Here is a 25,187-nt window from a genome sequence, read left to right on the forward strand (position 1 = left end):
TGGAGGTGTTATTACCTTGCCGGCTCTTTTTATATTAAATGCCTGAAAAATAAAAATAAGGAGGGTTTTGCATGAAATGGTTAGCAAGTGTTCAAAAACTTGGTAAAGCCTTAATGCTTCCAGTTGCTGTGTTACCTGCAGCAGCGTTGCTTTTGAGGCTTGGTGCACCCGATGTTTTCAACATTCCTTTTATTATGCAAGCAGGTGCAGCGGTATTTGACAATTTACCTCTCATCTTTGCTATAGGTATTGCAATAGGTTTTGCTGATGGAGATGGTGTAGCAGCTCTTGCAGCAGCAGTTGGCTATTTTGTACTGACAAAAGGTGCGACAACTATTAACAAAGATCTCAACATGGGAGTTTTAGGTGGTATTTTAATGGGTATCATAGCCGGTTATCTGTATAACAAGTATCATGATATTAAACTTCCTGATTTCTTAGGCTTCTTTGGTGGAAAAAGATTTGTACCTATTGTAACGGCTTTCGCTGCAATTGTACTAGCACTTGTAATGGGTTATGTATGGCCTCCCATACAAAATGGCATATATGCGCTTGGCGAGTGGATCATTGGCGCGGGAGCACTTGGAGTATTTATATATGGCATATTAAATAGGCTTTTAATTCCTTTTGGACTTCATCACGTTATAAACAGTCTTGTATGGTTTGTTTTTGGTACATTTAAGACAGCAGCCGGCAAAGTTGTAACTGGGGACTTAAACAGGTTCTTTGCAGGAGATCCAACTGCAGGCATTTTTATGGCAGGATTTTATCCGATTATGATGTTTGGACTTCCAGCAGCAGCACTGGCTATGTTGGCGGCAGCAAAACCAAACCAAAGAAAAGCTGTGTCTGGTGTGTTAATAAGCGCAGCTCTTACAGCTTTTTTAACAGGTATTACAGAGCCTATTGAGTTTTCATTTATGTTCTTGGCACCAGTACTTTATGCAATACACGCTCTTTTAACAGGTTTATCTCTTGCTATAACTTATGTTCTTGGTATAAAGGATGGCTTTGGCTTTTCAGCTGGTCTCATTGACTATATCTTAAGTTATGGTATAGCTACAAAACCTCTTTTGCTCCTTCTAATAGGTATAATTTATGGTGCAATATACTATGTAATTTTCTACTATATAATAGTGAAATTCAACCTGCCAACTCCTGGCAGATTAGAAGAAGAAGCTGTTGACCAATATGCAGACATGTCAAAATCAGAACTTGGTGATATTGCTGCACAATACGTAGAAGTATTGGGTGGAGCAGAAAACATCCAGTCTTTGGAGGCTTGCATAACAAGGTTGCGCTTGACTGTGAAAGACGATACAATAATAGAGGATGATAAACTTAAAAAGTTAGGGGCAACAGGCGTAATGAGAATGGGCAAAAATGCATTGCAAGTAATTGTTGGTACAAAAGCTGATTTGATTGCACAAGAAATGAAAAAACACATGAAAAAAGCAGGAGGTAAAATTTAAGGTGAAAATGTTTTAGGCGGCCGTAAACTGGCCGCCATCAAAATTATTTTAAAAAGTTTGAAATATATGTGTATAGTAAGATATTATAGAAAATACAGAAAGGGCTGATTACATGTTTAACATATTTAAAAAGAAAAAATACGTAGATATATATTCTCCTATTAATGGCATATTATTAAAAATTGAAGATGTGCCAGATCCTGTATTTTCTCAAAAAATGGTAGGAGATGGAGTGGCATTAGAACCCACAGAAGGTATTGTATATTCACCGGTTAATGGCACTATTATACAATTATTTCCTACAAAACATGCTTTGGGAATAAAAACAGAAGAAGGATTAGAAATACTAATTCATATTGGGATGGACACAGTAGAAATGAAAGGAAATGGATTTGAAAGTTTTGTTTCCGAAGGTGAAAGAGTGAAAATAGGAGATAAGTTGCTAAAATTTGATATGGAATTGGTTAAAAAAGAACACCCATTGACATCACCAATTATTATTACTAATATGGATATAGTGGATAAAATTGTAAAAGAACCTGATGGTGAAGAAGTAAAAGCAGGAAAGACAAAGATTATGAGAGTATACCTCAAGTAAAAAGTGAGGTATTGATTATGTATCGAGTAATAAAAGTTCTTAACAATAACGTGTGTATGGCAAAGGATGATAAAAATGTGGAATGCATAGTTGTGGGAAAAGGTATAGGATTTGGCAAAAGACCAGGTGATATTATTGAAGAAGATAAATTAGAGAAAATATTTTATGTACAAGAGGATGTTAATAAGATTAAATTTTCTGAGTTAATGGAAAAGATAAGAGGAGATGTAATAGGGATTGCAGAAGAAATAATAGTGATGGCAGAAAAAATAAAAGGAAAGAAACTTAATGAGCATATACACATTGCACTTGCTGATCACATTGCCTTTGCGATTGAAAGAATAAATATGGGAATAGAAATAAAAAATCCTTTTAATATAGAGATAAAAGCTTTATATAAAGATGATTACAATATTGCATTAAAAGCGTTAGAATTGATAAATCAAAGGCTTAATATTTCACTACCCTAAGATGAAACAGGTTTTATAGCACTTCACTTGCATGCTGCTTTAGAAAATGCTGGTTTATCAAACACTTTAAAAAATACTAGATTGGTATCTCAATTAGTAGCAACAATTGAAAACCACATAGGGAAACATATTGATAGAGATTCGATTGATTATCTAAGACTTGTAACTCACCTGCGTTTTGCTATTGATAGATTAGAAAAAAATGCTCCTGTGTCGAATGAACTTTTAGCCTCTATAAAGAAAAAATTTAAGAGAGCTTATAATATAGCAATACAAGTGTCAAAAGTAATAGAAAATACGTTAGAAAAACAAGTTCCTGAAGAAGAAATTGGATATATTGCAATACACATTCAACGATTAATCAATACTATTTAACAAACCCGAACTAAAATTAATTTTAGTTCGGGTTTTGCAATTTTTATAATATAAAATTGCAAAATACTATTGACTTTATAAGTGGTTACATATAAAATATGTTATAAAGAGTTTTTGAAGGGGGAAGTGGAATGACTCTTAAAAAGGGCAAGAAAGTTTACATTGTTGACACAACTTTAAGAGATGGAGAGCAAACTGCAGGGGTTGTGTTTGCAAATAACGAAAAAATCAGAATTGCACAAATGTTGGATGAAATCGGAATAGACCAATTAGAAGTAGGTATTCCGACAATGGGAGGAGACGAAAAAGAAACAGTTGCAAAAATTGCAAAGCTTGGATTGAATGCCAGCATAATGGCGTGGAATAGAGCAGTTGTAAAAGACGTTCAAGAATCTTTAGAATGCGGCGTTGATGCAGTTGCAATTTCTGTGTCTACTTCTGATATTCATATTGAGCATAAACTTAAGAAGTCAAGGCAATGGGTTTTGGACAATATGACTGAAGCGGTTAAATTTGCTAAAAAAGAAGGCGTATATGTTTCTGTCAACGCAGAAGATGCTTCTCGTACGGATATGGACTTTCTCATTGAATTTGCGAAGTGTGCAAAACAAGCAGGAGCAGATCGTTTGAGATTTTGTGATACCGTAGGATTTTTAGATCCTTTTAAAACTTACGACATGGTCAAGGCAATAAAAGAAGCTGTTGACATTGATATTGAAATGCATACTCATAATGACTTTGGGATGGCTACTGCCAATGCCCTTGCAGGTATGAAAGCCGGTGCTAACTTTATAGGAGTTACAGTAAACGGCCTTGGCGAAAGAGCCGGAAATGCTGCTTTAGAAGAGGTTGTAATGGCATTAAAGCACGTCTACAAAATAGATTTAGGAATAGATACAACTAGATTTAGGGAAATTTCTGAATACGTTGCTTTAGCCTCGGGAAGACAGTTGCCAGCATGGAAAGCTATAGTTGGAACAAATGTCTTTGCTCATGAGTCAGGTATTCATGTAGATGGTGCCCTTAAAAATCCTCACACATATGAAATATTTAACCCTGATGAAGTAGGCCTTGAAAGGCAGATTGTGATAGGTAAGCATTCTGGAACTGCAGCTCTTATAAATAAATTTAAAGAATACGGCAGAGTTTTAACAGAAGAAGAAGCAAATCAACTTTTGCCTCATGTCAGAAAATTAGCTATACAGCTTAAGAGGCCGCTTTTTGATAAAGAGCTCATGTACCTTTATGAGGATGTTATCAAAAACAGAGAAAAGGCTATATAAAATTATGTTACAGGAGTGAAGGCAATGAATCTCACACAGAAAATATTATCTTCTCACCTTGTCGAAGGAGAAATGATAAAAGGTCAAGAGATAGCCATTAAAATTGACCAAACTTTGACTCAAGACTCCACTGGTACAATGGCGTACCTCCAATTAGAAGCTCTTGGTATAGATAGAGTAAAAACTGAACTTTCTGTTGCTTACATTGACCACAATACATTGCAGCAAGGTCCTGAAAACGCAGATGACCACAGATACATTCAGACTGTTGCAGCAAAATACGGCATATATTTTTCAAGACCGGGAAATGGCATCTGTCATCAAGTGCATCTTGAAAGATTTGGAAGGCCAGGGAAAACTCTTTTAGGTTCTGATAGCCATACGCCAACAGCAGGAGGCTTAGGGATGTTAGCTATAGGCGCAGGAGGCTTAGATGTTGCTTTGGCTATGGCGGGAGAGCCTTACAGGATTATTATGCCTTCCATTGTCAATGTAAGGCTTACTGGGAAACTTAGACCTTGGGTATCGGCAAAGGATGTGATATTGGAGCTTTTAAGAAGACTTACTGTAAAAGGTGGAGTTGGCAAGATTTTTGAATATTCAGGGGATGGAGTAAAAACTTTATCAGTACCCGAAAGAGCTACAATTGCCAATATGGGGGCGGAATTAGGAGCTACTACATCAATTTTTCCATCAGATGATAGGACATATGAATTTTTAAAAGCCCAAGGAAGAGAAAATACATTTGTGCCTTTGGCTGCCGATGAAGATGCAGAATACGATGAGGTCATTGAAATAAACCTTGATGAACTGGAACCTTTAGTAGCACTCCCTCATAGTCCTGATAATGTTGTAAAAGTTAAAGATGCAGGGAGGCCAAAAGTTGACCAAGTTGCTATAGGGTCATGTACAAATTCCTCTTATGCTGATTTGATGAAAGTTGCTTCTATATTAAAAGGCAAGGTTATTCCAGAACATGTAAGTCTTGTAATTTCTCCAGGTTCAAGACAAGTTCTTAACATGCTTGCAAAAAATGGTGCACTCTCAGACCTGATATTGGCAGGTGCAAGAATACTCGAAAGTGCTTGCGGACCTTGTATTGGCATGGGTCAAGCTCCTGCAACAGGTGCAATTTCGATTAGGACCTTTAATAGAAACTTTTACGGCAGAAGTGGTACCAAGTCGGCATCAGTTTATCTCGTAAGTCCTGAAGTTGCTGCTGCTGCAGCTTTGACAGGGTATTTAATAGATCCCAGAGAGTTAGGGGAAGCACCTTTAGTACCTTATGTGGAGAAATTTGAAATCAATGATAATATGATTATAAAACCGCCAGAGAATAGGGAAAAGGTGGAGATAATAAAAGGACCTAATATAAAGCCATTCCCTCTCAATACACCTCTTTCTGATATAGAAAAGAGGGTGCTAATTAAAGTAGGAGACGATATAACTACAGACCATATAATGCCTTCAAATGCTAAATTGTTGCCCTTAAGGTCTAATGTCCCTGAGCTTGCTAAGCACTGTTTTGAAATAATAGATGAAAACTTTTCTAAGAGAGCGATTGAATGGGGCGGTGGCATAATTGTCGGGGGAAGCAATTACGGACAAGGTTCCAGCCGAGAGCACGCGGCATTGGCTCCACTTCAACTGGGAGTAAAGGCTGTCATAGCAAAGTCATTTGCGAGAATACACAAGGCAAATCTTATAAATAGTGGGATTCTTCCTCTTACTTTTGTAAATGAAAGAGATTATAAAGACATTGAGGTTGGGGATGTTTTAAAAATAGAAAATGCGGTAGAACAAGTAAGAAGAGGCGGCAGGATAACAGTGAAAAACCAAACAAAAGGTACAACCTTTGAGGTAGACCTTGAGGTTTCAGATAGAAACAGAGAAGTACTCATAGCAGGTGGCATGATAAATTATGTAAAAAGTAAAAATACTAAAAAAACCGGGTGATATGAACCCGGTTTATATTATTTTATACTAAAAATAAAATCTTTCAGGATTTTTTTGTATGTGTTAATCGATTCAATTTCTACATATTCATCTTTTCCGTGCCAGTTAGCGCCAATAGGTCCAAATTCAACTGCTGGTATATTGTATTTTGAAAAAAACTTTGTATCAGCAGAACCGTGCTGTCCAAAGATTTTTACAGTGGTATTTACATGATTTGAAATAATACTTTTTAATTTTTTTACATATTCATCGTCTGGCTTTGTAACTACTGCATCGCCGTATGAATGTATTTTTACATTTTTCCCAGCAACACTTTCAATTTGGGATAAAATTTTTTCTGGATTTTGCCCTGGTAAGAATCTTATATCAATACCTATCTTACATAAATCTGGAACTTTATTATAAATATTTCCCCCCTCAATTTTAGAAAGATTGATTGACGGTCCTTCATAAAATTCGGATTTTTGAGTGGTAAAAGGGAGTTTCTTTATTGCATTAAAAATATCACAGGCTTTTAATATAGCATTTTCTCCTTCCCAAGGTCTACTGCTATGAGCGGATTTGCCTTGAACAGTAATATCTATCTGAAGTATTCCTTTTGCTTGGATTCCAATTCCTAAGTTAGTAGGTTCGCCACATATGACAAAATCTCCCCTATATCCGTTTTCTGCTAAATATTTAGAGCAATTTTCCCCACCGGTTTCTTCATCGCTTACAAGCTGGAGTTGAACGTTACAAGGCAAATTCATATCTTTAATTTCAATCATAGTATCTATCATGGCTGCGACTGCTCCCTTCATATCTGCGGAGCCTCGCCCATAGATTCTGCCATTGTATTCATACGGTTCAAATTGTTCTTTATCTGCTTCTACTACATCTAAATGCCCATTTAAGATAATTTTTTTTTCTCCCGATCCAATTTCACATATTAAGCTTTTATAGCCATTATTTTCAATTATCTTGCTTGACAAACCATTTTCCAGTAAATAATTGTAACAATATTCAATGGCATAATTAGCAGACGCTTTTTCTATACTTTTTATTTTTATTAATTCCGTTAACAATTTTTTTGTATCCATACATAGCACCTCCAATGATATTTGACTAAGCAAAAGCCATGCCACAAAAATAGTATTGATAGGATATCGTTAAAATATATAATTTTTTAAAATATCATTTGGTTTTTAGAATATAATCTGGTTAAATAGGAAGTAGAGGTGATTTTTATGAAGTCCATAGGGATAGTAACAGAAGGGCATTCTTCATTGGGAGAGTTTTTAGCTGAAAATTTAAGAGAAGTTTTTTTGGATTATATAAAAATAAATAATTATTATTTTAAGAGGCTAAAAAAAGGAGACATAATTGAGGATGATGTTGTATTAGTTATGATAAAAGAAAAGGCGCTTCAAATACAAGGGTATGTTAAGGATTCTCAGAAGATAATTGTGATTGAAAGAACAGTAAAAGATGGACAAATACATAATATATTAACAATTCCTCAAAATACAAATGTACTTGTAGTAAATGACACCATAGAAACTACATTAGAAACTATATCATTGCTTTATCAAATAGGTATAAACCATATCAAATTAGTACCTTATGATCCTGAAAAGGAATATAAAGACATAAAAATTGCCATAACTCCGGGAGAAAAAAATCGTGTTCCGAGTTATATAGAAAAAATTATAGATATAGGTAATAGATGTATTGACATTTCAACATTTATCAAAATAATTAGCATGTTAAATATCAATAATAAAGAGATAAGTGATAGATTGCTTAAATATTCTGATACTATTATACCTCTTAATAGGGGAATAAAAAATCAATACAAAGAAATGATTACTAAAAATGAACGGTTAAATACCATTATCAATTTATTAAACGAAGGTATACTTTATATAAATGACCAGGGCGTAATTGAATTGTATAACAAAGCTTTTAGCAGAATTTTTAAATTAAATGAAGATATAATAGGTAAATCAGTGGAAAAAATTTTTGATAACAAAATAATAGCTTTTTTAGAAAATGCTTCATCTAAAGACGAATTGATGGAATATCAAGGGCAGTATATTAATGTGAAAAAGATTACATCAGAATATCTCGGACAGAAAATAGGGTATTGCTTTAATTTTCAGGAAGTTACATATATAAAGCAATTGGAAGAAAACTTAAGACAAAAATTAGCAAAAAAAGGATATGTAGCAAAATATACTTTTGATAATATAAAGACTTGTTCTCAAAGTATGAAAGAATGTATTATGACAGCTAAAAAAATTGCTGATTCAGATTTGACGGTATTAATTATAGGAGAAAGTGGAACAGGGAAAGAACTCTTTGCTCAATCGATTCATAATGCTTCAAGGCGAAGAAATCAACCTTTTGTAGCTATAAATTGTGCAGCTGTGCCTGAAAGCCTTTTGGAAAGTGAACTTTTTGGATATGAAGGAGGAGCATTTACTGGAGCGCTGAAGGAAGGGAAAGCTGGCCTTTTTGAACAAGCTCATAATGGCACTATATTTCTTGATGAGATAGGTGACATGCCACTTTCATTGCAAGCAAGACTTTTAAGAGTTATTCAAGAACGGCAAGTTATGAGAATAGGTTCGCAAAAAGTTATAGATGTAAATATACGTATAATTGCTGCCACTAATAAAAACTTGTTTGAATTAGTTCAAAGGGGGCTTTTCAGGGAAGACCTGTACTACAGATTAAATGTATTACCTATTTATATTCCCCCACTGAGAAATCGCAAAGAAGATATAATACCTTTACTTAAGGAATTTTTGGAGGAAAAGAAAGAATTGAATTTTACAAAAGAAGCAGAAGATATACTTATAAATTATGATTGGCCAGGAAATGTAAGAGAATTACAAAATACTGCTTCTTACATAGCAATAATGTGCGAACATACTGTAACACCAGAAGATTTACCTGTGTATTTAGTAAATACTGATAATTTCGATTATTGTATTGAAAGATTACAATCGGCTGTAAATATTTCCAAGGCAATAGAAATACTGAAAATTATAAAGGATAGTAATTTGATTTCAAAAGGGATTGGAAGAAACGGGATAGCAAAAATATTAGCTTTGAAAGGTATCTTTATAACTGAAGGAGAAGTTAGAAGCATTTTAGGTGTATTGAATGAGCTAAAACTTATTAATTCTAATATAGGAAGAAAGGGTAGTGAATTAACTATAGCAGGGCAAAGATTTTTAAATTGGTATGAAAATAGGAGAAAACATAAACCTAATTAGCCAATTATTAAAAAAATTAGTTGGCTAATTTTTTTAATAATTAAAGAAAAAACTCAATTTAATTGTTTGGCATAATTATTGCAAAAATAAAAAATTAAGTGAGGTGTTTTTATGGGAAAACCTATTATAGGAATTGTGGGGAATATATTAATTGAGCAAGGAGGGATGTTTCCAGGTTATGAGAGGTCATATGCTAACAGCGACTATGTAGTTTCCACTGTAAAAGCAGGAGGCGTGCCATTGATATTCCCGATTGTAAATGAAGACGAAATAATCAAAAAACAAGTTGAGACAGTAGATGGTATCATAATTACTGGAGGATACGATGTAGATCCTCTACTTTATAAGGAGGAGCCTACAAACAAACAAGGTTTTACTTTAAGAGAAAGGGACGAATTTGATATTGCTGTTATAAATTATGCTATTCAATTAAGAAAACCTATACTTGGTATATGTCGTGGCATTCAGATATTAAACGTGGCTTTTGGCGGCACTTTATATCAAGATATTTCAGATATAGAAGGCGCATATATAAAGCACAATCAATCATCAAAACCTGACTTTCCTGGACACTCTGTAAAAATAGAAAAAGGTACTAAACTATTTGACATATTGGGAGAAAAGGTTATAACTAATAGTTTTCACCATCAAGCAGTAAAAGATGTAGCGAAAGGATTTATAGTAACTGCTGTAGCAGCTGATGGTGTTATTGAAGGAATTGAAAAAGAAGATGAGGAATTTGTAGTAGGGGTACAATGGCATCCTGAAATGATGGCGGCAAGGGAGAACACCGAAATGCTAAAAATATTTCAAAAATTGGTTTATTACTCTAAAAATAATAGGGGGTAAAAGTATGGGTAGTAAAGAAAAATTAGGCTTGTGGAGTATAGTTTTACTTGGAATAAATGGTGTTGTTGGATCAGGAGTGTATTTACTGCCTGGTAAAGCATACGCGCTTATGGGACCTTCAAGTTTGTGGGGATATGTTCTTGATACCCTTTTAGTTTTGGCTATAGCTTTATGTTTTGCAGAAACAGGAGGAATGTTTGACAAAACTGGAGGCCCTTATCTATATGCTAAAGAGGCCTTTGGAGATTTTGTGGGATTTGAAGTTGGTATAATGAAATGGGCTATAAGTATTATTGCGTGGGCTACAATGGCAGTAGGGTTTGCTACAGCTTTAAGTGTTTTTTGGCCTTCTGCAGCTACAGGGACTTTAAAGAATGTAATAGCGATTTCTATAATTGTAGTTTTAAGTATTGTGAATTACTTTGGAGTTAGTATTACTAAGTATTTGAATAACATAGTAACGGTAGCAAAATTATTACCACTTATTTTGTTTGTAATAATAGGAGTTTTTTTCATAAAAGGCTCGAATTTTGTAGCAACACCGGAAATAAATACGGCAGCTAATCTTGGACCAGCTTTGATTTTGATTTTCTATGCTTTTACTGGATTTGAATCATTAGCTGTTGCAGCAGGTGATATGGAAAATCCAAAGAAGAATGTTCCTATTGCTCTTATGATAACGATGATATTAGCTTCTGTAATATATATTTTAACTCAGGCTGTTGCTATAGGTACTTTGGGAACATCATTGGCGAAATCCACAGCACCTGTTGCTGATTCAGCAAAAGCCTTTTTAGGAGAATTTGGTGTAATATTAGTTACGCTTGGTACATTAATTTCAATTGGTGGAATCAATGTTGCAGCATCTTTTAACACGCCTAGAGCTGGAGTAGCCCTTGCAGAAGGTGGAATTTTGCCTATGGTTATAGCAAAGAAAAGTAAATATGGTACACCATATATTGCTATTATAATTACAGCTTTGTTAGCTATACCATTAGTACTTACTGGTGGGTTTGTAAAACTTGCAATGATAAGTGTTATATCGAGATTTGCACAATATATTCCTACTTCTTTAGCTGTTATAGTTTTAAGGAAAAGAAAAGATCTGCCGAGTACCTTTAGAATTCCTTTTGGTCCTACAATACCTATAGTAGCAGTTGTAGTGAGCCTTTGGCTTTTGACTAAAGCTACGAGCGAACAAATTATTTGGGGTCTTGGAGGATTAGTTATAGGTGTTCCACTGTATTTTATACTAAAATATACTGTTAAAGGCGGAAGTAATAATTTAACAAATTAATTGACATATATTGTTGTTGAATTACAAAATAATTTTAAGTTTTAATTTTGAAGGAAGTGAAATAGTATGAAGGATTATAAGTATCTTTTACGCGTCTTAAAACAGCAGGTAAAACCGGCTCTTGGTTGTACAGAGCCGGTAGCTGTTGCATGGGCAGTTGCTAAAGCTTGTAGAGAATTAAAAGGACGTGTTGAAAAAATAAATATAATTGTAAGTTTAAATTTATACAAAAACGGTATGGCTGTAGGCATACCCGGTACAAAAGAGAGAGGCTTAGAAATAGCTGCTGCTTTAGGTGCTATATCAGGCGATCCTAATAAAGATTTGGAGGTTTTAGAAGGCGTAAAAGAAGAGGATGTAAAGAAAGCCCGAAAATTAGTAGAAGAAGGTAGGGTTCAGGTAACAGCAAATAAAAAATTACACGGGATTTATATAGATTGTGAAGTGAAATCACTTCAAGAAAAAGTAAGAGTAATCGTTGAAGGAGGACATACCAATCTTACTGCTATTTATCACAATGATGAATTAATCTGGCAGCAGCCTAAGACTGAAGAAGAAGAGGAAGCCAGTTTAAGTGGATGGACTATAAAAGAAATAAGAGAGAAAGTTTTAGAAATACCTGTAGAAGAGCTGGAGTTTTTGATGGATGGAGTAAATATGAACTTAAAAGTTGCAGAACTCGGATTAAAAAACAGATTAGGCCTAAAAGTTGGAGCTACTTTAAAAGATTTGATGGAAGAAGGATTATTAGATGATAATGTTATAAATAGAGCAAAAATGTTATCGGCAGCAGCTGCAGATGCAAGAATGAGTGGAATAAAAGAACCTGTAATGTCCAGCGCAGGGAGCGGAAACCATGGGATAGGAGCAATAATTCCTTTAGCAGTTATGGCACAAGAGAATAATTGGACAAAGGATAAATTACTGAGGGCTGTTGCGTTAAGTCATCTTGTAACTTATTACATTAAAGAATATACAGGAAAATTGAGCCCTATATGCGGTTGCTCTATTGCAGCTGGAGTAGGAGCAGGAGCTTCGATTGTGTGGGGATTAGGTGGCGATGATAGGGCAATAGAAGCTGTTATAAAAAATATAATAGGTGATTTGGCAGGTATGGTGTGTGATGGAGCAAAAGGAGGCTGTGCCCTTAAACTAACTACTTCAACAGGAAAAGCAATAACTGCCGCTTATCTGGCTTTAAGAGGAGTTTCAATAGAAGCGAGTGATGGAATAATAGGAAAAACTGCTGAAGACACTATTGAAAATTTGGGAAGATTAAGCAGGGAAGGGATGGCGCAAGCAGACGAAGTTATTTTAGATATAATGCTTGAAAAAAATAAAAGATTATAGGCTTTTTGCCTATGTCTTTTATTTTTTCAAAGGCCTATTGTTTTCATCTACAAAAATAACTTTAGGAGTATAATTTTTTGCCTCATCTTCTTCCATCATGGCATAAGAAATAATTATTATCAAATCACCAGTGTGACATAGTCTTGCTGCTGCGCCGTTTATGCATATTGTACCTGAGCCTCTTTCGCCTTCTATTGCGTAAGTGTCAAATCGTGCACCGTTGTTGATGTTTAAAACTTGTACTTTTTCATTTGGCAATATATCAGCAAGTTCCATTAAATTTTTATCAATTGTTATAGAACCCTGGTAATTTAAGTTGGACTCTGTTACAATTGCTCTGTGTATTTTAGATTTCATCATAAACCTTTGCATTATATTTTTCCTCCCACAATATATTATCTATAAGCCTTGTTGTCCCAATAAAGCAAGCTATTGCAATAAGTGCTTTATCTTTTATATAAGTTAAGTCTTCTAATGTATCAGGATGAACGCAGGAGACATATTGCACTTTGCATAAAGGTTCTGAGTTTAAGACTTCATTTACTTTTTTTATTATAGTATTAGCATTTTTTTCGCCATTTAGAAGTAATTTTTCAGCTTCTTTTAAAGATTTCGAAAGTATTAAAGCTGCTTTTCTTTCTTCAGGATTTAGATAGACATTTCTTGAACTCATTGCTAAACCATCAACTTCTCTTACAATAGGCGCTTTAATTATTTCTACAGGGAAATTTAAGTCTTCCACCATTTTCTTTATTACTGCAACTTGTTGGGCATCTTTTTGTCCGAAAACTGCGATGTCAGGTGTAAAAATGTTAAATAATTTTGCCACAACTGTTGTGACACCTTTAAAATGCCCGGGCCTGAAAGCTCCACAAAGTTTATCAGTGATTTTATCTACATTTACTGTCGTGAGAAGTTCAGAAGGATACATTTCCTCTACAGAAGGAGCAAAAACAAGGTCACATCCTTCTTTTTCAAGAAGTTTTAAATCCCTTTCCAAGTCTCGAGGATATCTATCAAAGTCTTCATTAGGTCCGAATTGAATTGGATTTACAAATATGCTTACAGCTACAAAATCTGAATGATTTTTTGCAATTCTTACGAGGGACAAGTGGCCTTCGTGCAAATATCCCATTGTAGGTACAAGTCCAATTTTTTTACCTGACAATTTTTGTTCTTTAATTATATTTCTTACATCACTAATTTTATCTATTACTATCATTTATTCTCCCTCTTTTCTAAAGTAAAAGAATGTTCTTCATCTGGGAATAAACCTTGTTGTACTTCTTTAATGTAGGTATTTATGCCCTCTATCATTATTTTTTCAATATCTGCGTATTGTTTTACAAATTTAGGCCTATGACCTTGTGTTATACCTAACATATCATGGGTGACGAGGATTTGGCCATCGCAGTAAGGACCTGCTCCTATTCCAATAGTTGGAACTGAAATATTTTCTGCAATGTCTTTTGCAAGCTCCATTGGGATGCTCTCAAGCACCAGAGCACATATGCCGGCTTGTTCTAATACTTTTGCATCGTTAAAAATTTTTTTGGCTTTTTCTTTTTCTTTGCCTTGGACTTTATATCCTCCTAATTGATGTACTGATTGAGGAGTAAGTCCGAGATGGCCTACCACCGGTATTCCTGCATCTACTATGGTTTTGACTATGGAAGCTATTTCTTCTCCGCCCTCCAACTTTACGGCGTGAGCTCCGCCTTCTGCAATAAGCCTTGCAGCATTTGCCATAGTCTGTTCTTTTGATATGTGATATGACATAAAAGGCATGTCGGCAACTACAAAGGCACGATTTACTGCCCTTGAAACGGCTTTTGTGTGATGTATCATGTCCTCCATTGTGACAGGTATTGTACTTTGGTATCCTAAAACCACCATTCCAAGGGAATCTCCTACTAAAATCATGTCAATTCCGCAATTATCGAGGATTTTAGCTGTGGGGAAGTCATAAGCAGTTAAAGCTACAATCTTTCTTCCTTCTTTCTTAAATTTCCTTAGGGTGAAAGTTGTTACTTTTTCCTCCATTCAATATACCCTCCAATTCAAAATATTTTTCATTGTTAAAACTTCCTTTTTCATAAGCAATTCCAAGAGTTAATTTACCCAAACTTTTATAAAGCTCTTCAAGACTTGGATCTTTTATATTTTCAAGATGAAGTTTTACAGTATTTACATCCCCTCTTGCTATAGGACCTGTCAAAGCATCAGTTGTGCCTTTTTCTTTTATATTTTTTAAAGTTCCCTCCATTAAAGGGATTAAGGCATCAGGATAATTTTCAAAAGGAAAACCTGATTTTTTTAGAAGAATCAAACTAAATTTTGAAAGAGCTACAAGGTAATTTGAGGCTACAACACAAGCGGCATGATAAAGGGGTCTTACTATATTGTTTAAAACTATGTATTTACCTGATATTTTATTTACAATTTCTTTTCCAATTTCAACTGCTTTTTCATCCCCTTCTAAAGTGAAATAGGATTTTGGAAGAAGTTCTAAAGCTGATGATACAGAGGGGCACGTTTGTATAGGATGTAATACCATGATAAAATTATTTTCATATTTAAGAGGGTTTAAAACTTCTAAATTTAAAGCTCCACTTAAATGAGCAAAAGTTTTTTCTTTAAGCATTTCCTTGTACTGACTTAAATTATTTACTACTTCTGGTATGCTGTTGTCATTTGTGCTTATTATAATTACATCAGAATTTGTGATGACCTCTTCATAAGAAGAAAAGACGCTGGATTGTGTAAATTCAGCTGATTTTTTGGCTGATTCTAAACTCCTGCTTAAAAAACCTGAAATATTAATACCATTTTGTGATAACAAAAAAGCGAGGCTTGTTCCTACAATGCCAGCCCCGACAAATCCAATTTTCAATAATTTTCCCCCCTTCTTTAATTAAGACAAAAAACCTTCCACGGATGGGAAGGTAAATCTTCTATTTCCCGTCCCGGTCTTGTGATCCTGGCGGGGCATATAAGCCCTATTAAGTTTTTATGGAGTGTGTGGTTCTATGAAGATACCACCACTTTTAAAATAGCACAATGGGGTTTTGTAGTCAATAAAGACAATTACTATTCTAGCTTCCTTGCAAAAATGAGATAACCTGTGTGACCTACCATCAGGTCTTCTGGCCTTAACCGCTGAGGGATTAATTTATATTTCCTAAGCATAATTTCACTGACTTCTGAAATGTAAAACCCATTTTTTTCAAGTGCAGTCAAACTTTCAGATACTTGATTTATAGTGGGAACTAATATTCCTAAGTGTCCTGCAGGTTTTAGGGCTTTTCTTACTTCTTCTAAAACTTCCCATGGTTTTCTAACATCTAAGAAAAATGCGTCCAAATCTCTTTCTTTGATTCCATCATTTATAGATTTATTGTATATAATGACATTGTCAAATTCTAAAAATTCGCTGAGATTTTTTTGTGCAAGCTTATAAAATTCTTCCCTTTGTTCATATGTATATACTCTTCCATACGGTCCCACGGCGCGAGAGAGGTATACAGTGAAAGCTCCAGAACCTGTTCCTGCTTCACCTACTCTTTTGCCTGGAAAAATGTCAAGGCGCATTGCTATGTAAGCTCCCTCTTTTGGATAGACAATTTGTGTTTGGCGCTTTAAGGAGTGCATTATGTAGTCAAAAGTATCGCAGTTAAGTACGTGATATTTTATCCCTTGTACTTCAAAGCTATTGCCGGGTTTTATTTGGGACAAAAAATCTGTATCAATTTGACCTTTTGGTAGTCCTATTTTAGAGGGAGAGGATAGATCGATTACTTTTTTAAAATTATCTGGCCCTATTATTACGCGTTTTGTAGTTATTCGCGATTCCACAATTTGTTCCCCCTTTCTTTTAAAAGGGTTTTTATGCCTATATTATAACACATTGTTTTATAAAGTTATAGATTAAAGGATATTTTCAAGAATCGGTTTTTCATTTTGAGGTATATGCCTTATCAACATTTTAATAGCTTTAAGCTGTGCCATGCTTAAATCTTTGTTTTTCGTCTCTACATAACTTTTTAACTTTTCCATGTTTATTTCTATCTCATCAATCTCTCTATGTTCTATTATAATTGCCCATTTTTTATCTATCTTTTTCCATTCTTTTTCTGCCTTTTCAATGTTTTTTTTTGCTTCTTCCCAATGTTCTTTTTCTATGTTTTGCTGTACTGCTGTCAGCATTTTATTTAAATTTTCAGAGGTTTTATCAAGGTATTTAAAAGATATAATATCTAAAAATAGGACGAAAATAACAATAGATATCATCAAAGGAACTACATATCGCACATTTAACCTTCCTTTCTGTAAACAGTCAAAACTTTGTTGGCATCTAAAGAGGCAAAAAGTACTTCTTTGACATTTTGTATTTTCCACATTTTGAGCTGTTCATTTAACCATTCCATGTCAATACTTGCTTTCTGCATATTTTGATGCATAATTCTTCCGTCTATTATTATAGGAAGTGGCAATCCCTCATATTGAGGAGTTAAATTTAAGTCTTGAGGAGTAACAGGTTTCTTGTCACTTTTTGGTATCACACTTAAATTACCATTTGTTTCAAGTATTGCATATTCCACATCGGCTATATTAGGGTAACCTTTTACTCTCAATTCTTCCAAAAGGTCATTTATATTGTAGCGTTCTTTTTGGAGCTCTGATGTTAGAATTTTTCCTTTTTCAATTAAAATAGTAGGTGTGCCACAAATTATAGCTCTTGCCCTTAAACTCTTCATTGATAAGTAAGATAAAAAAAGTTGTGAAACTAGAAGTGTTAAGACAGGTATAATGCCTGATAAAAGAGGAATCCCTTTATTTTGCATAGGGATGGCTACTAAGTCTGCTATCATGATTGCTACAACTAACTCGTAGGGTTGAAGCTGTCCTATTTGCTGTTTCCCTGAAATTCTCATAAATATTACTACCAGAACGTATAAAATTAAGGTACGGAAAAACAGTATTAACATAATGTCACCCTTTCTAAGTCTTCATATATAGTATTGTTGGAGGGTTTTGAAAATATTCATTTACATTTATTTCAATATTTCTCATAAAACTTTGTTAAAAAACTTTTTGTAATGTAAAATTTTCAATGGTAACGTTTTATAACAATTTATGATATAGTATGTAAATTTACAAACTGTTATAATATAGAGGAGGGATAAATAAAAAATAGGGGTTGAAGAATATGTATAAACTTTTTGTCACAGATGCTGATGGGAGCTTGTTAAATAGCAATTCTGAAATCTCTGATAAAAATAAAGAAGCAATAAAAGAGGTGATTTCAAGGGGAGTCATTTTTACTATTGCTACTGGACGTATGTTTTCTTCTATCCTACCTTATGCTCATGAGCTTAATATTAATGCTCCAGTGATTTCTTATAATGGTGCTTTAATAAAAGATATTTATACTAAAAAGGTGTACTATTACAGCCCTATACAGACAGAAGATGCAATATTTGCAATAAGATTGTTAAAAGAAAGTGGATACCATATTAACCTCTATATTGATGATGAGTTATACGTGGAAGAAATAACTGATAGAGTAGAGTGGTATCTTTCTTTTAACAATGTTACTGTAAATGCGGTGGGGAATCTGGAGGAATTTCTTAAAAAGACTGGCAGTGTAACGGCTAAGATCTATGCGTTAAATGATATTAAAAATCCTATTTCTATTGATGCAGAAATTTACGACGAAATTTCAAAAAGATTGACCATTTCTAGTTCTGGAGGAGGGCATTTAGAGATTAATGCAAAAGGAGTAAGCAAGGGAAATGCTTTAAAAACTCTTGCCAATATGTACAGTATAAAAAGAGAGCAGGTAGTGGCAATTGGGGATAATCTAAATGACCTGTCAATGATAGAATATGCAGGATTGGGAATAGCTATGGGTAACGCTCCTGACATTGTAAAGATAAAAGCGGATTATACAACTTTATCAAATGATGAAGATGGAGTTGCTCATGTAATAGATAAATTTTTCTTAAATAAAAAGACAGTAGCTGTATAGTAACAAGTTTAAACAAAAGGGAATAAAATATATTACCGCGAAGGCGGTAATATATTTTTTTATTTAGGTGATGGCCATGGAAGGTATTGTTATAAAATTTATCAGCTTGGTTATTATATTTGTTGGGATTTTATATATGTTATTCTCTTTTTTGCCTCTATTTTGCGAAAAAGAACAAAAAAGAGAGTTAAAAGATGAGTCAGTCAAAAAAATTCATGAAAATGAATGAAAAAAATTGAAAAAATCTATTGACAAAATTCTTTTTAAAAAGTAAAATAACATAAAGCGAAAACGATTAATCCTGGGAGTGATGTGCTATGAGTGCAACGATAAAAGATGTGGCGAGGGAAGCAAAGGTTTCGATTGCTACGGTTTCTAGGGTTTTAAATAACAGTGCTGTTGTTACAGACGAGACGAGGCAGAGAGTATTAGAGGCTATAAAAAAGACGGGATATAAGCCTAATGCGTTAGCTCGCAGTTTAAAGATCCAAAAGACTCATACTATAGGTCTTATAGTTCCGGATATTTCTAGTGCTTTCTATCCTGAGGTAGTTAGAGGGATAGAGGATATTGCGGCGATGTATAATTATAACATATTTTTGTGTAACACTGACCAAAAAGAGGAAAAAGAAGTCAAATATATAGAAATATTAGGAGAAAAGCAAGTAGACGGGATTATCTTTATGGGGGATATTGTAAGGGATAGTGTTATACAAACATTTAACGAGTTTGGTGTACCAGTGGTGATGGCAGGTACTCAGGACAAAGATAAGAGATTTCCTAGTGTTATGATTGACAATGAAAAAGCCGCATACGACGCCGTAAAATATTTGATTTCTTTAGGGCATAAGAAAATAGGTTTAATTTCAGGCCCTATGCATGACCCTATAGGAGGGCTTCAAAGAATTGAAGGTTACAAAAAAGCTTTAGAAGAACACGGCATAAAATATGACCCTGAATTAGTAGTGGAAGGAGAGTTTAAAACTCGCAAAGCGTATTTAGCTATGCTAAAGCTTTTGGAATACAATGTAGATGCAGTGTTTGCAGCATCAGATGATATGGCTGCTGCTGCCATAAACGCCATATTTGACTCAAATCTCAAAGTACCAGAAGACATTCATGTAGTAGGTTTTGACAATACTTATATTTCTACTATATTTAGACCTACCATTACTACAATCCAACAGCCTGCATATGACATAGGGGCTGTGAGCATGAGGCTTTTAACTAAGCTTTTGGCAAAAGAACCTATTGAAGAAATGCATGTTATTTTGCCTCATCAGTTGATTGTAAGAGAATCTACTGGCTTTGGAGAAGAAAAAAATAGCCGTTAAGGCTATTTTTTTTGTAAATTATTATGGTATACTGGTGTCAGGAGGGGTTAGATGGAAAAATTGTTGATTATAGACGATGAAGAAATGTTTGTAAAAGGTTTAAAACTTTCTTTAGAAGAAGAAGGGTTTGAAGTTGATACTGCCTACGATGGAGAGGAGGGGCTTGATAAGGTCCGTTTGGGAAATTATGACCTTGTAATTTTAGATATTATGCTTCCTAAATTAGACGGTTTTTCAGTATGTAGAGAGATAAGGAGTTTTTCAAATATTCCCATAATTATGCTTACTGCAAGAGGAGATGATATTGACAAGATTGTAGGGATAGAAATAGGAGCTGATGATTATTTAGCGAAACCTTTTAATACTAGAGAGCTTATTGCGCGAATAAGAGCACTTTTAAGAAGAGCTACAAATCCTTATACTAAAAGGAAAGACGAAATAAGAAGAGGAGAACTTTATATAAATATTACAGAAAGAGCGGCTTACAAGAGAGGCAAGAGAATTGAGCTTACAAATAAAGAATTTGAAATTTTAGTGTTGCTAGCTTCTAATCCAGGGAAAGTCTATACAAAAGATAAATTGTTAGACTTGATATGGGGATTTGATTTTTACGGTGATACTAATACTGTTACAGTGCATGTGAGAAAACTTAGAGAGAAAATTGAAGATGACCCTGCAAATCCTCAATATATTTTCACCAAATGGGGTGCAGGATACTATATGAAGTAAAGGTGATAAAATGAGTTTAAGGTGGAAAATCTTTTCTTTATATTTGATAATTTTAATAATTTCATTGGCATTAACTGGGTTTTATCTTTACCGTTATATTGAAAAAAGCTATTTAGACAATGTCAGAGTCAATAATTTAATGCAAGCCAATATGGTATCTAATTTTGTATCAAGATTTGTAGGTACCTCTTCTTCTTATTTGATTGAGCCCACTATAATGGAGTATGCAAAACAAATAAGTTCAAGAATACTTTTTACTAATATAAATGGAAAAGTATTGGTGGATTCTGCTTCTTCAAAAGAATTTGAAGGAAAAGTAATAAAGGATTACAGCGATATAAAAGAGGCTTTAAATGGTAAGGGTTCTACAAGTATTCATGACATAAATGGGGTAGGTTGGGCAATGTATACTGCAGTCCCCGTTATAGCAAAAAACAATGTAGTAGGGGCAATACTTATATCTTCTTCTATAGATGACATAATTAACCTGTTAAACTCTATAAAATATCGCATGATATATACTTTTACAGGTATTGGATTTTTGGTAAGCCTTTTAAGCCTTTTAGTGGCTTCTTACATTACTAATCCTTTAAAACGATTAACAGAAGCAGCAAATATTTTATCTCAAGGGAAATTAGACTATAAAGTTGAGGCAAAAAGCAATGATGAAATTGGGAAATTGGCTAATGCTTTTAATAAGATGAGTTTCAATTTAATGAAAATAGATGAAGAGCGGAAAAGATTTGTTTCAGATGCTTCTCATGAACTAAAAACTCCTCTGGCATCTGTAAAAGTTTTGATAGAATCTCTCATAAATAGTAAAAATCAGGATATAAAATTTTATAAAGAAATATTGAGGGATGTGGATGGAGAACTGGATAGGATGACAAGATTGGTAAATGACCTGTTAGAATTAGCACGAATGGATAGGATTAAAACGGTAAAAGTTAGAAAAAGTGAGATTAGTGAAATTATATTAGATGTAATAGAAAGTCTTCTTCCTCTTGCAAAAGCGAAAGAAATAAACCTTGAATTTAAAGGAAAGAATAATGTTTTTGCAGAAGTTGATCCCGACAGGTTTTATAGGATGGTTTATAACATTGTAGAAAATGGGATAAAATATACTCATCATGGAGGAAATGTGATAGTAGGTTTAGAAGAAGATGAAAACAATATTTACCTTACGATAAAGGATAATGGGATTGGTATAAGTGAAGAAACGCTTCCCAAAATATTTGACAGGTTTACAAGGGGAGATACTGCAAGGTCTAAAAAAAGTGGTGGTTTTGGCTTAGGGCTTGCTATTGCTAAAGAGATAATAGATATCCATGAAGGCAAAGTCACAGTGGAAAGTAAAGTAGGAGAAGGAACAGTATTTAAAATTTCCCTGCCCAAAAAGAAAACTAATTAAGTTTTTTAATGATTTTTTTATGTTTATTTAATGTTTGTGTAACAAAAGTATAGTAAGATTAAACTAAAGGGAGGGAATAAAAGTGAAAAAAATTGCCCTAGTATTGATAGGCTTATTTATTTTGACGTTGTCGGGGTGCTTTGCGAGAGTTAATAGCAATAATGAAAATGCCCCTATAAATCCAAAGCCTACGGTACAAGACGTGTCCAGAGAGATTTCTCTTTATTTTTTAAATGATAAGATGAATGGACTTATTTTAGAAAAAAGACTTATTGCTAAGGATTCTGATGTTTTAAAGCAAGTTGTAACTGAAATGATTAAAGGGCCGACAGATGAATATGCAAAACCGGTATTTCCCAGTGGGACAAAGCTAATCTCTATAGAATTACAGGACGGAACTGCTTTTGTAAATTTATCCAAAGAATTTTTACAAGATAGTGAAGATGAAGAAATAGACAAATTAAGAGTTGCTGCACTCATAAATTCTTTGACCGATATACCCGGAGTTGACAGTGTTCAAATACTAGTTGAAGGAAATAAAGTTGACGCGGTAGGAAAATACAAAATAGGTTTAGAACCTTTAAAAAGAATAGTCTTAATAGGAGAGGTATATAATAACCCAGATAGGATAAAGAAATTACAGGAAAGAGCAGATTTAGGAAAAGAAACATGGCGTTTTGACCCTATTCAACTCCTTAGAAAAGAAGGCGGGATAATAGGGATTGGAAGTGAAGATGATTTGACTTTAAAAGATGAAAACAATGGTGTAGCTTATGTAGAGGCGATACACGATAATAAAATGTATAACATAACATTGGTTCAGCCCCTTGGTAAAGGAAGTAACTATATTTGGGTTATAGACAATGTTAAAGCCAAGTTTACTCAAATACCTGAAGCAAACCCTCTTAAAGGAGAATCTTTTATATACGGTATAGTGAAGGCTATCGATTATGAAAACAGGATTATAACAATTGAAAGAGAATACCAGGACTCTCAGGATGTAAGAAATCAAGTAGGGCCGGATATAAAGGTATTGCCTGATGCTATTATACATTTTCAAGCGAAAGTGGGCTATGACAGCCAAGGAGGATTTAAGTATGCAGAAAGGGACATGAACTTTGCGGAAATAAAAATAGGAGATGAGTTGGGTATAATATTGAATAAAGATAAAGAAGCAAGGGCTATAATAGTTTCTGATAGAAGTAACATATCTTATGAACCAAATATAAAAGTAGTGTCCCCAGTCAGAAACAATGTGGTGACAAGTCCTTTTAAAGTAATAGGCAAAGCGAGAGTATTTGAGGGAAATGTAAATATAAGGCTTGTTGGCAGCGGTGGGAATGTCATAAGTGAGACTTTTGTACAAGCTACTGCTGCTGCTCCTTCTTGGGGAGATTTTGAAGCTATAATCTCTTATAAACCTTTAAAAGAGCCTCAAAACGGTATTCTTCAGGTCTTCTCTTTAAGCCCTAAAGATGGTTCTGTACAAAACCTCGTTTCTATTCCATTAAAACTTAAGTGAATTCAGTATTTCAAGGACAATTGGATGCTTTTGGCAATTACTTCGGCTATGTCAAATACAAATCCTAATCTTACTGAGTTTAGAGGAATTGAGTCATATACATCGACAATACCTACTATTGAAATATCTCCAACAGGAGGCAGCATTTTCCCCACACCTTTTCCAGGGTACAGTGGGGCTTTTTTTATTGAGATTTTTCCTATACTTTCTTTGTCTCCTAAAGAAGCATCTATAGCTATAATTTTACTGTTAGGATGCTTCTTTTTTATGTATTTCATATTCTCTTCTAGGTTCATAGCGTGGATTGGAGATTTTAAGGTGCCGTAAACAAAGTAGGTTGGTGGAAGTGATTTTGATAACAGATTTCCCACGATAGGTCCTAAGGAATCACTTATAAATTTGTCTGTGCCAATACATAAAAAAATTGAATTAGGACTTAAATATGTACTTAAAAAATTTGATATAAAATAAATTGCATTTGAGTCGTCATATTTAAGCCTTAATTCATCCATCTATAAATAGCCTCCTTTACAAATAAGTTGAATTAAAATTTTTATGGCAAGCAATAATAAGAATATGCAATATTAATTGAAAGGAATGACTGATATTGAAGAGACTAGGATTATATTTGGTTTTGATTGTTGTGATTGCTCTTTTTACTACTATGTTTATGTTGAAGACAAAGTTTGAAGAACCTATTTATTTCTCTCAACAAAATTTGCGGGATAAAAATGAAATCCAGCTTACGAAAGAAAATGAGAGGGTTTGTGAAGAAGAGCAAACTGCCAGTTCAAGAGTAGATAAAGTAGATAAAGAAGAAAAAGAAATGGCAAAAAGAAATCAAAGAAGTGAAAACGCCAGGAAAGTAAGGATTTTTAAAGAGAAAATATTAGAGGACCTGCTTAAACAAAAAAACAGAGAAGTTTATGATTTGGGAAATAACAAAAAAACGCAAGAGGAAAATAGTGGCGATAACAACATAATAATTACTCCAGAAAAGATTTTACAAGTGCAAAATGAGATGGAACCTTTACAAAAAATCAAAGTAATGAATATTATCCTTAAATTAGGAGCAGAGGATATGAACGAAATTATGAAAATAGCTCAGAAGGGCTTGACACAAAAGGATAATGACAAAATAATGGAAATATTGAAAAATAAGCTTTCCTCTGAAGATGTTAGGTACCTTGTAGAAATAGCAAATGAATATTTTGCAAAAAAATAAACCCCTCCTTAAAATTAGAAGG

At 33.9% G+C, this 25,187-nt stretch carries 23 protein-coding genes and 1 pseudogene; 15 read left to right on the forward strand and 9 right to left on the reverse strand.

The window, feature by feature from the left end:
* Positions 1–71: 71 nt before the first annotated feature.
* The 5 genes and pseudogenes from nagE (at position 72) to BUB32_RS02145 (ending at position 6,154) form a co-directional block, all read left to right on the forward strand.
* Positions 72–1,472: an N-acetylglucosamine-specific PTS transporter subunit IIBC gene (gene nagE / locus BUB32_RS02125; protein WP_072967058.1), complete on the forward strand. Its 1,401-nt coding sequence runs from the start codon at positions 72–74 to the stop codon at positions 1,470–1,472.
* Positions 1,473–1,584: 112 nt separating this feature from the next.
* Positions 1,585–2,070 (forward strand): PTS sugar transporter subunit IIA, encoded by a 486-nt coding sequence (locus BUB32_RS02130; protein WP_072967060.1) that lies wholly within the window; start codon positions 1,585–1,587, stop codon positions 2,068–2,070.
* Positions 2,071–2,087: 17 nt separating this feature from the next.
* Positions 2,088–2,915: pseudogene (gene glcT / locus BUB32_RS13260) on the forward strand (glucose PTS transporter transcription antiterminator GlcT).
* Positions 2,916–3,046: 131 nt separating this feature from the next.
* The gene (gene nifV / locus BUB32_RS02140) at positions 3,047–4,198 is read left to right on the forward strand and encodes a homocitrate synthase (RefSeq protein WP_072967062.1); all 1,152 of its coding nucleotides are present in this window, start codon (positions 3,047–3,049) and stop codon (positions 4,196–4,198) included.
* A 24-nt stretch (positions 4,199–4,222) separates the two neighbouring features.
* Positions 4,223–6,154, forward strand: a complete 1,932-nt coding sequence (locus BUB32_RS02145; RefSeq protein WP_072967064.1) for an aconitate hydratase — start codon at positions 4,223–4,225, stop codon at positions 6,152–6,154.
* A 17-nt stretch (positions 6,155–6,171) separates the two neighbouring features.
* On the opposite strand, the gene BUB32_RS02150 is transcribed toward BUB32_RS02145, so the two are convergent.
* Positions 6,172–7,233, reverse strand: coding sequence for a M20 family metallopeptidase (locus BUB32_RS02150; RefSeq protein ID WP_072967066.1), 1,062 nt, complete (start codon positions 7,231–7,233; stop codon positions 6,172–6,174).
* 147 nt (positions 7,234–7,380) lie between these two features.
* Here BUB32_RS02150 and BUB32_RS02155 point away from each other — a divergent pair, with 147 nt between their 5' ends.
* The 4 genes from BUB32_RS02155 to BUB32_RS02170 all read left to right on the forward strand — a co-directional run bounded on the left by BUB32_RS02155 (position 7,381) and on the right by BUB32_RS02170 (position 12,913).
* Complete coding sequence (locus BUB32_RS02155) at positions 7,381–9,417, forward strand: sigma-54 interaction domain-containing protein (RefSeq protein WP_072967068.1); 2,037 nt, start codon at positions 7,381–7,383, stop codon at positions 9,415–9,417.
* A 111-nt stretch (positions 9,418–9,528) separates the two neighbouring features.
* A complete protein-coding gene (locus BUB32_RS02160) occupies positions 9,529–10,266 on the forward strand; it encodes a gamma-glutamyl-gamma-aminobutyrate hydrolase family protein (RefSeq protein ID WP_072967070.1) in 738 nt (245 codons plus the stop codon).
* A 4-nt stretch (positions 10,267–10,270) separates the two neighbouring features.
* Positions 10,271–11,563: an APC family permease gene (locus BUB32_RS02165; protein WP_072967072.1), complete on the forward strand. Its 1,293-nt coding sequence runs from the start codon at positions 10,271–10,273 to the stop codon at positions 11,561–11,563.
* 66 nt (positions 11,564–11,629) lie between these two features.
* The gene (locus BUB32_RS02170; protein WP_072967074.1) at positions 11,630–12,913 is read left to right on the forward strand and encodes an L-cysteine desulfidase family protein; all 1,284 of its coding nucleotides are present in this window, start codon (positions 11,630–11,632) and stop codon (positions 12,911–12,913) included.
* 18 nt (positions 12,914–12,931) lie between these two features.
* On the opposite strand, the gene panD is transcribed toward BUB32_RS02170, so the two are convergent.
* From panD to BUB32_RS02205, 7 genes are all read right to left on the reverse strand, one after another.
* Complete coding sequence (gene panD / locus BUB32_RS02175) at positions 12,932–13,285, reverse strand: aspartate 1-decarboxylase (protein ID WP_072967076.1); 354 nt, start codon at positions 13,283–13,285, stop codon at positions 12,932–12,934.
* Entirely contained in the window at positions 13,260–14,135 is an 876-nt protein-coding gene (gene panC, locus BUB32_RS02180) for a pantoate--beta-alanine ligase (protein ID WP_072967077.1), read from the reverse strand. The genes panD and panC overlap by 26 nt, the downstream gene beginning before the upstream one ends.
* Positions 14,132–14,956: a 3-methyl-2-oxobutanoate hydroxymethyltransferase gene (gene panB / locus BUB32_RS02185; RefSeq protein WP_072967079.1), complete on the reverse strand. Its 825-nt coding sequence runs from the start codon at positions 14,954–14,956 to the stop codon at positions 14,132–14,134. The genes panC and panB overlap by 4 nt, the downstream gene beginning before the upstream one ends.
* Positions 14,916–15,806 carry a Rossmann-like and DUF2520 domain-containing protein gene (locus tag BUB32_RS02190; protein WP_072967081.1) on the reverse strand — a complete coding sequence of 297 codons (891 nt, stop codon included), beginning with the start codon at positions 15,804–15,806 and terminating at the stop codon, positions 14,916–14,918. Before BUB32_RS02190 ends, panB begins: the two co-directional genes overlap by 41 nt.
* A 197-nt stretch (positions 15,807–16,003) precedes the next feature.
* Complete coding sequence (locus BUB32_RS02195; protein WP_072967083.1) at positions 16,004–16,768, reverse strand: tRNA (adenine-N1)-methyltransferase; 765 nt, start codon at positions 16,766–16,768, stop codon at positions 16,004–16,006.
* 72 nt (positions 16,769–16,840) lie between these two features.
* Positions 16,841–17,224, reverse strand: a complete 384-nt coding sequence (locus BUB32_RS02200; RefSeq protein ID WP_072967085.1) for a DUF4363 family protein — start codon at positions 17,222–17,224, stop codon at positions 16,841–16,843.
* Positions 17,225–17,226: 2 nt separating this feature from the next.
* Positions 17,227–17,901 (reverse strand): YetF domain-containing protein, encoded by a 675-nt coding sequence (locus tag BUB32_RS02205; RefSeq protein WP_072967087.1) that lies wholly within the window; start codon positions 17,899–17,901, stop codon positions 17,227–17,229.
* A 221-nt stretch (positions 17,902–18,122) separates the two neighbouring features.
* Here BUB32_RS02205 and BUB32_RS02210 point away from each other — a divergent pair, with 221 nt between their 5' ends.
* The 5 genes from BUB32_RS02210 to BUB32_RS02230 all read left to right on the forward strand — a co-directional run bounded on the left by BUB32_RS02210 (position 18,123) and on the right by BUB32_RS02230 (position 23,940).
* On the forward strand, positions 18,123–18,944 hold the full coding sequence (locus BUB32_RS02210) for a Cof-type HAD-IIB family hydrolase (protein ID WP_072967089.1): 822 nt from the start codon (positions 18,123–18,125) through the stop codon (positions 18,942–18,944).
* 317 nt (positions 18,945–19,261) lie between these two features.
* Entirely contained in the window at positions 19,262–20,278 is a 1,017-nt protein-coding gene (locus tag BUB32_RS02215; RefSeq protein ID WP_072967091.1) for a LacI family DNA-binding transcriptional regulator, read from the forward strand.
* A 51-nt stretch (positions 20,279–20,329) separates the two neighbouring features.
* Entirely contained in the window at positions 20,330–21,007 is a 678-nt protein-coding gene (locus BUB32_RS02220) for a response regulator transcription factor (protein WP_072967093.1), read from the forward strand.
* Between the two features lie 10 nt (positions 21,008–21,017).
* Positions 21,018–22,418 (forward strand): HAMP domain-containing sensor histidine kinase, encoded by a 1,401-nt coding sequence (locus BUB32_RS02225; RefSeq protein WP_072967095.1) that lies wholly within the window; start codon positions 21,018–21,020, stop codon positions 22,416–22,418.
* Positions 22,419–22,500: 82 nt separating this feature from the next.
* Positions 22,501–23,940 (forward strand): Gmad2 immunoglobulin-like domain-containing protein, encoded by a 1,440-nt coding sequence (locus tag BUB32_RS02230; protein ID WP_072967097.1) that lies wholly within the window; start codon positions 22,501–22,503, stop codon positions 23,938–23,940.
* A 2-nt stretch (positions 23,941–23,942) separates the two neighbouring features.
* Here BUB32_RS02230 and yyaC read toward each other — a convergent pair whose 3' ends face one another.
* Positions 23,943–24,452: a spore protease YyaC gene (gene yyaC / locus BUB32_RS02235; protein WP_072967099.1), complete on the reverse strand. Its 510-nt coding sequence runs from the start codon at positions 24,450–24,452 to the stop codon at positions 23,943–23,945.
* A gap of 95 nt (positions 24,453–24,547) precedes the next feature.
* On the opposite strand from yyaC, the gene BUB32_RS02240 reads away from it, so the two are divergent.
* Positions 24,548–25,165 (forward strand): hypothetical protein, encoded by a 618-nt coding sequence (locus BUB32_RS02240; protein ID WP_084726975.1) that lies wholly within the window; start codon positions 24,548–24,550, stop codon positions 25,163–25,165.
* The last annotated feature ends 22 nt before the right edge of the window (positions 25,166–25,187 follow it).

Source organism: Thermoanaerobacter uzonensis DSM 18761 (assembly GCF_900129115.1).
Lineage (GTDB): Bacteria > Bacillota > Thermoanaerobacteria > Thermoanaerobacterales > Thermoanaerobacteraceae > Thermoanaerobacter > Thermoanaerobacter uzonensis.

What these genes read in the sequence shown, in the direction of transcription:
- BUB32_RS02210 (WP_072967089.1), top strand. Translation starts at nt 18,123, where the DNA reads ATGTATAAACTTTTTGTCACAGATGCTGATGGGAGCTTGTTAAATAGC.
- BUB32_RS02155 (WP_072967068.1), top strand. Translation starts at nt 7,381, where the DNA reads ATGAAGTCCATAGGGATAGTAACAGAAGGGCATTCTTCATTGGGAGAG.
- BUB32_RS02215 (WP_072967091.1), top strand. Translation starts at nt 19,262, where the DNA reads ATGAGTGCAACGATAAAAGATGTGGCGAGGGAAGCAAAGGTTTCGATT.
- panD (WP_072967076.1), bottom strand. Translation starts at nt 13,285, where the DNA reads ATGCAAAGGTTTATGATGAAATCTAAAATACACAGAGCAATTGTAACA.
- BUB32_RS02130 (WP_072967060.1), top strand. Translation starts at nt 1,585, where the DNA reads ATGTTTAACATATTTAAAAAGAAAAAATACGTAGATATATATTCTCCT.
- nagE (WP_072967058.1), top strand. Translation starts at nt 72, where the DNA reads ATGAAATGGTTAGCAAGTGTTCAAAAACTTGGTAAAGCCTTAATGCTT.
- BUB32_RS02165 (WP_072967072.1), top strand. Translation starts at nt 10,271, where the DNA reads ATGGGTAGTAAAGAAAAATTAGGCTTGTGGAGTATAGTTTTACTTGGA.
- nifV (WP_072967062.1), top strand. Translation starts at nt 3,047, where the DNA reads ATGACTCTTAAAAAGGGCAAGAAAGTTTACATTGTTGACACAACTTTA.
- BUB32_RS02150 (WP_072967066.1), bottom strand. Translation starts at nt 7,233, where the DNA reads ATGGATACAAAAAAATTGTTAACGGAATTAATAAAAATAAAAAGTATA.
- panC (WP_072967077.1), bottom strand. Translation starts at nt 14,135, where the DNA reads ATGATAGTAATAGATAAAATTAGTGATGTAAGAAATATAATTAAAGAA.
- panB (WP_072967079.1), bottom strand. Translation starts at nt 14,956, where the DNA reads ATGGAGGAAAAAGTAACAACTTTCACCCTAAGGAAATTTAAGAAAGAA.
- BUB32_RS02170 (WP_072967074.1), top strand. Translation starts at nt 11,630, where the DNA reads ATGAAGGATTATAAGTATCTTTTACGCGTCTTAAAACAGCAGGTAAAA.
- BUB32_RS02225 (WP_072967095.1), top strand. Translation starts at nt 21,018, where the DNA reads ATGAGTTTAAGGTGGAAAATCTTTTCTTTATATTTGATAATTTTAATA.
- BUB32_RS02160 (WP_072967070.1), top strand. Translation starts at nt 9,529, where the DNA reads ATGGGAAAACCTATTATAGGAATTGTGGGGAATATATTAATTGAGCAA.
- BUB32_RS02205 (WP_072967087.1), bottom strand. Translation starts at nt 17,901, where the DNA reads ATGTTAATACTGTTTTTCCGTACCTTAATTTTATACGTTCTGGTAGTA.
- yyaC (WP_072967099.1), bottom strand. Translation starts at nt 24,452, where the DNA reads ATGGATGAATTAAGGCTTAAATATGACGACTCAAATGCAATTTATTTT.
- BUB32_RS02220 (WP_072967093.1), top strand. Translation starts at nt 20,330, where the DNA reads ATGGAAAAATTGTTGATTATAGACGATGAAGAAATGTTTGTAAAAGGT.
- BUB32_RS02145 (WP_072967064.1), top strand. Translation starts at nt 4,223, where the DNA reads ATGAATCTCACACAGAAAATATTATCTTCTCACCTTGTCGAAGGAGAA.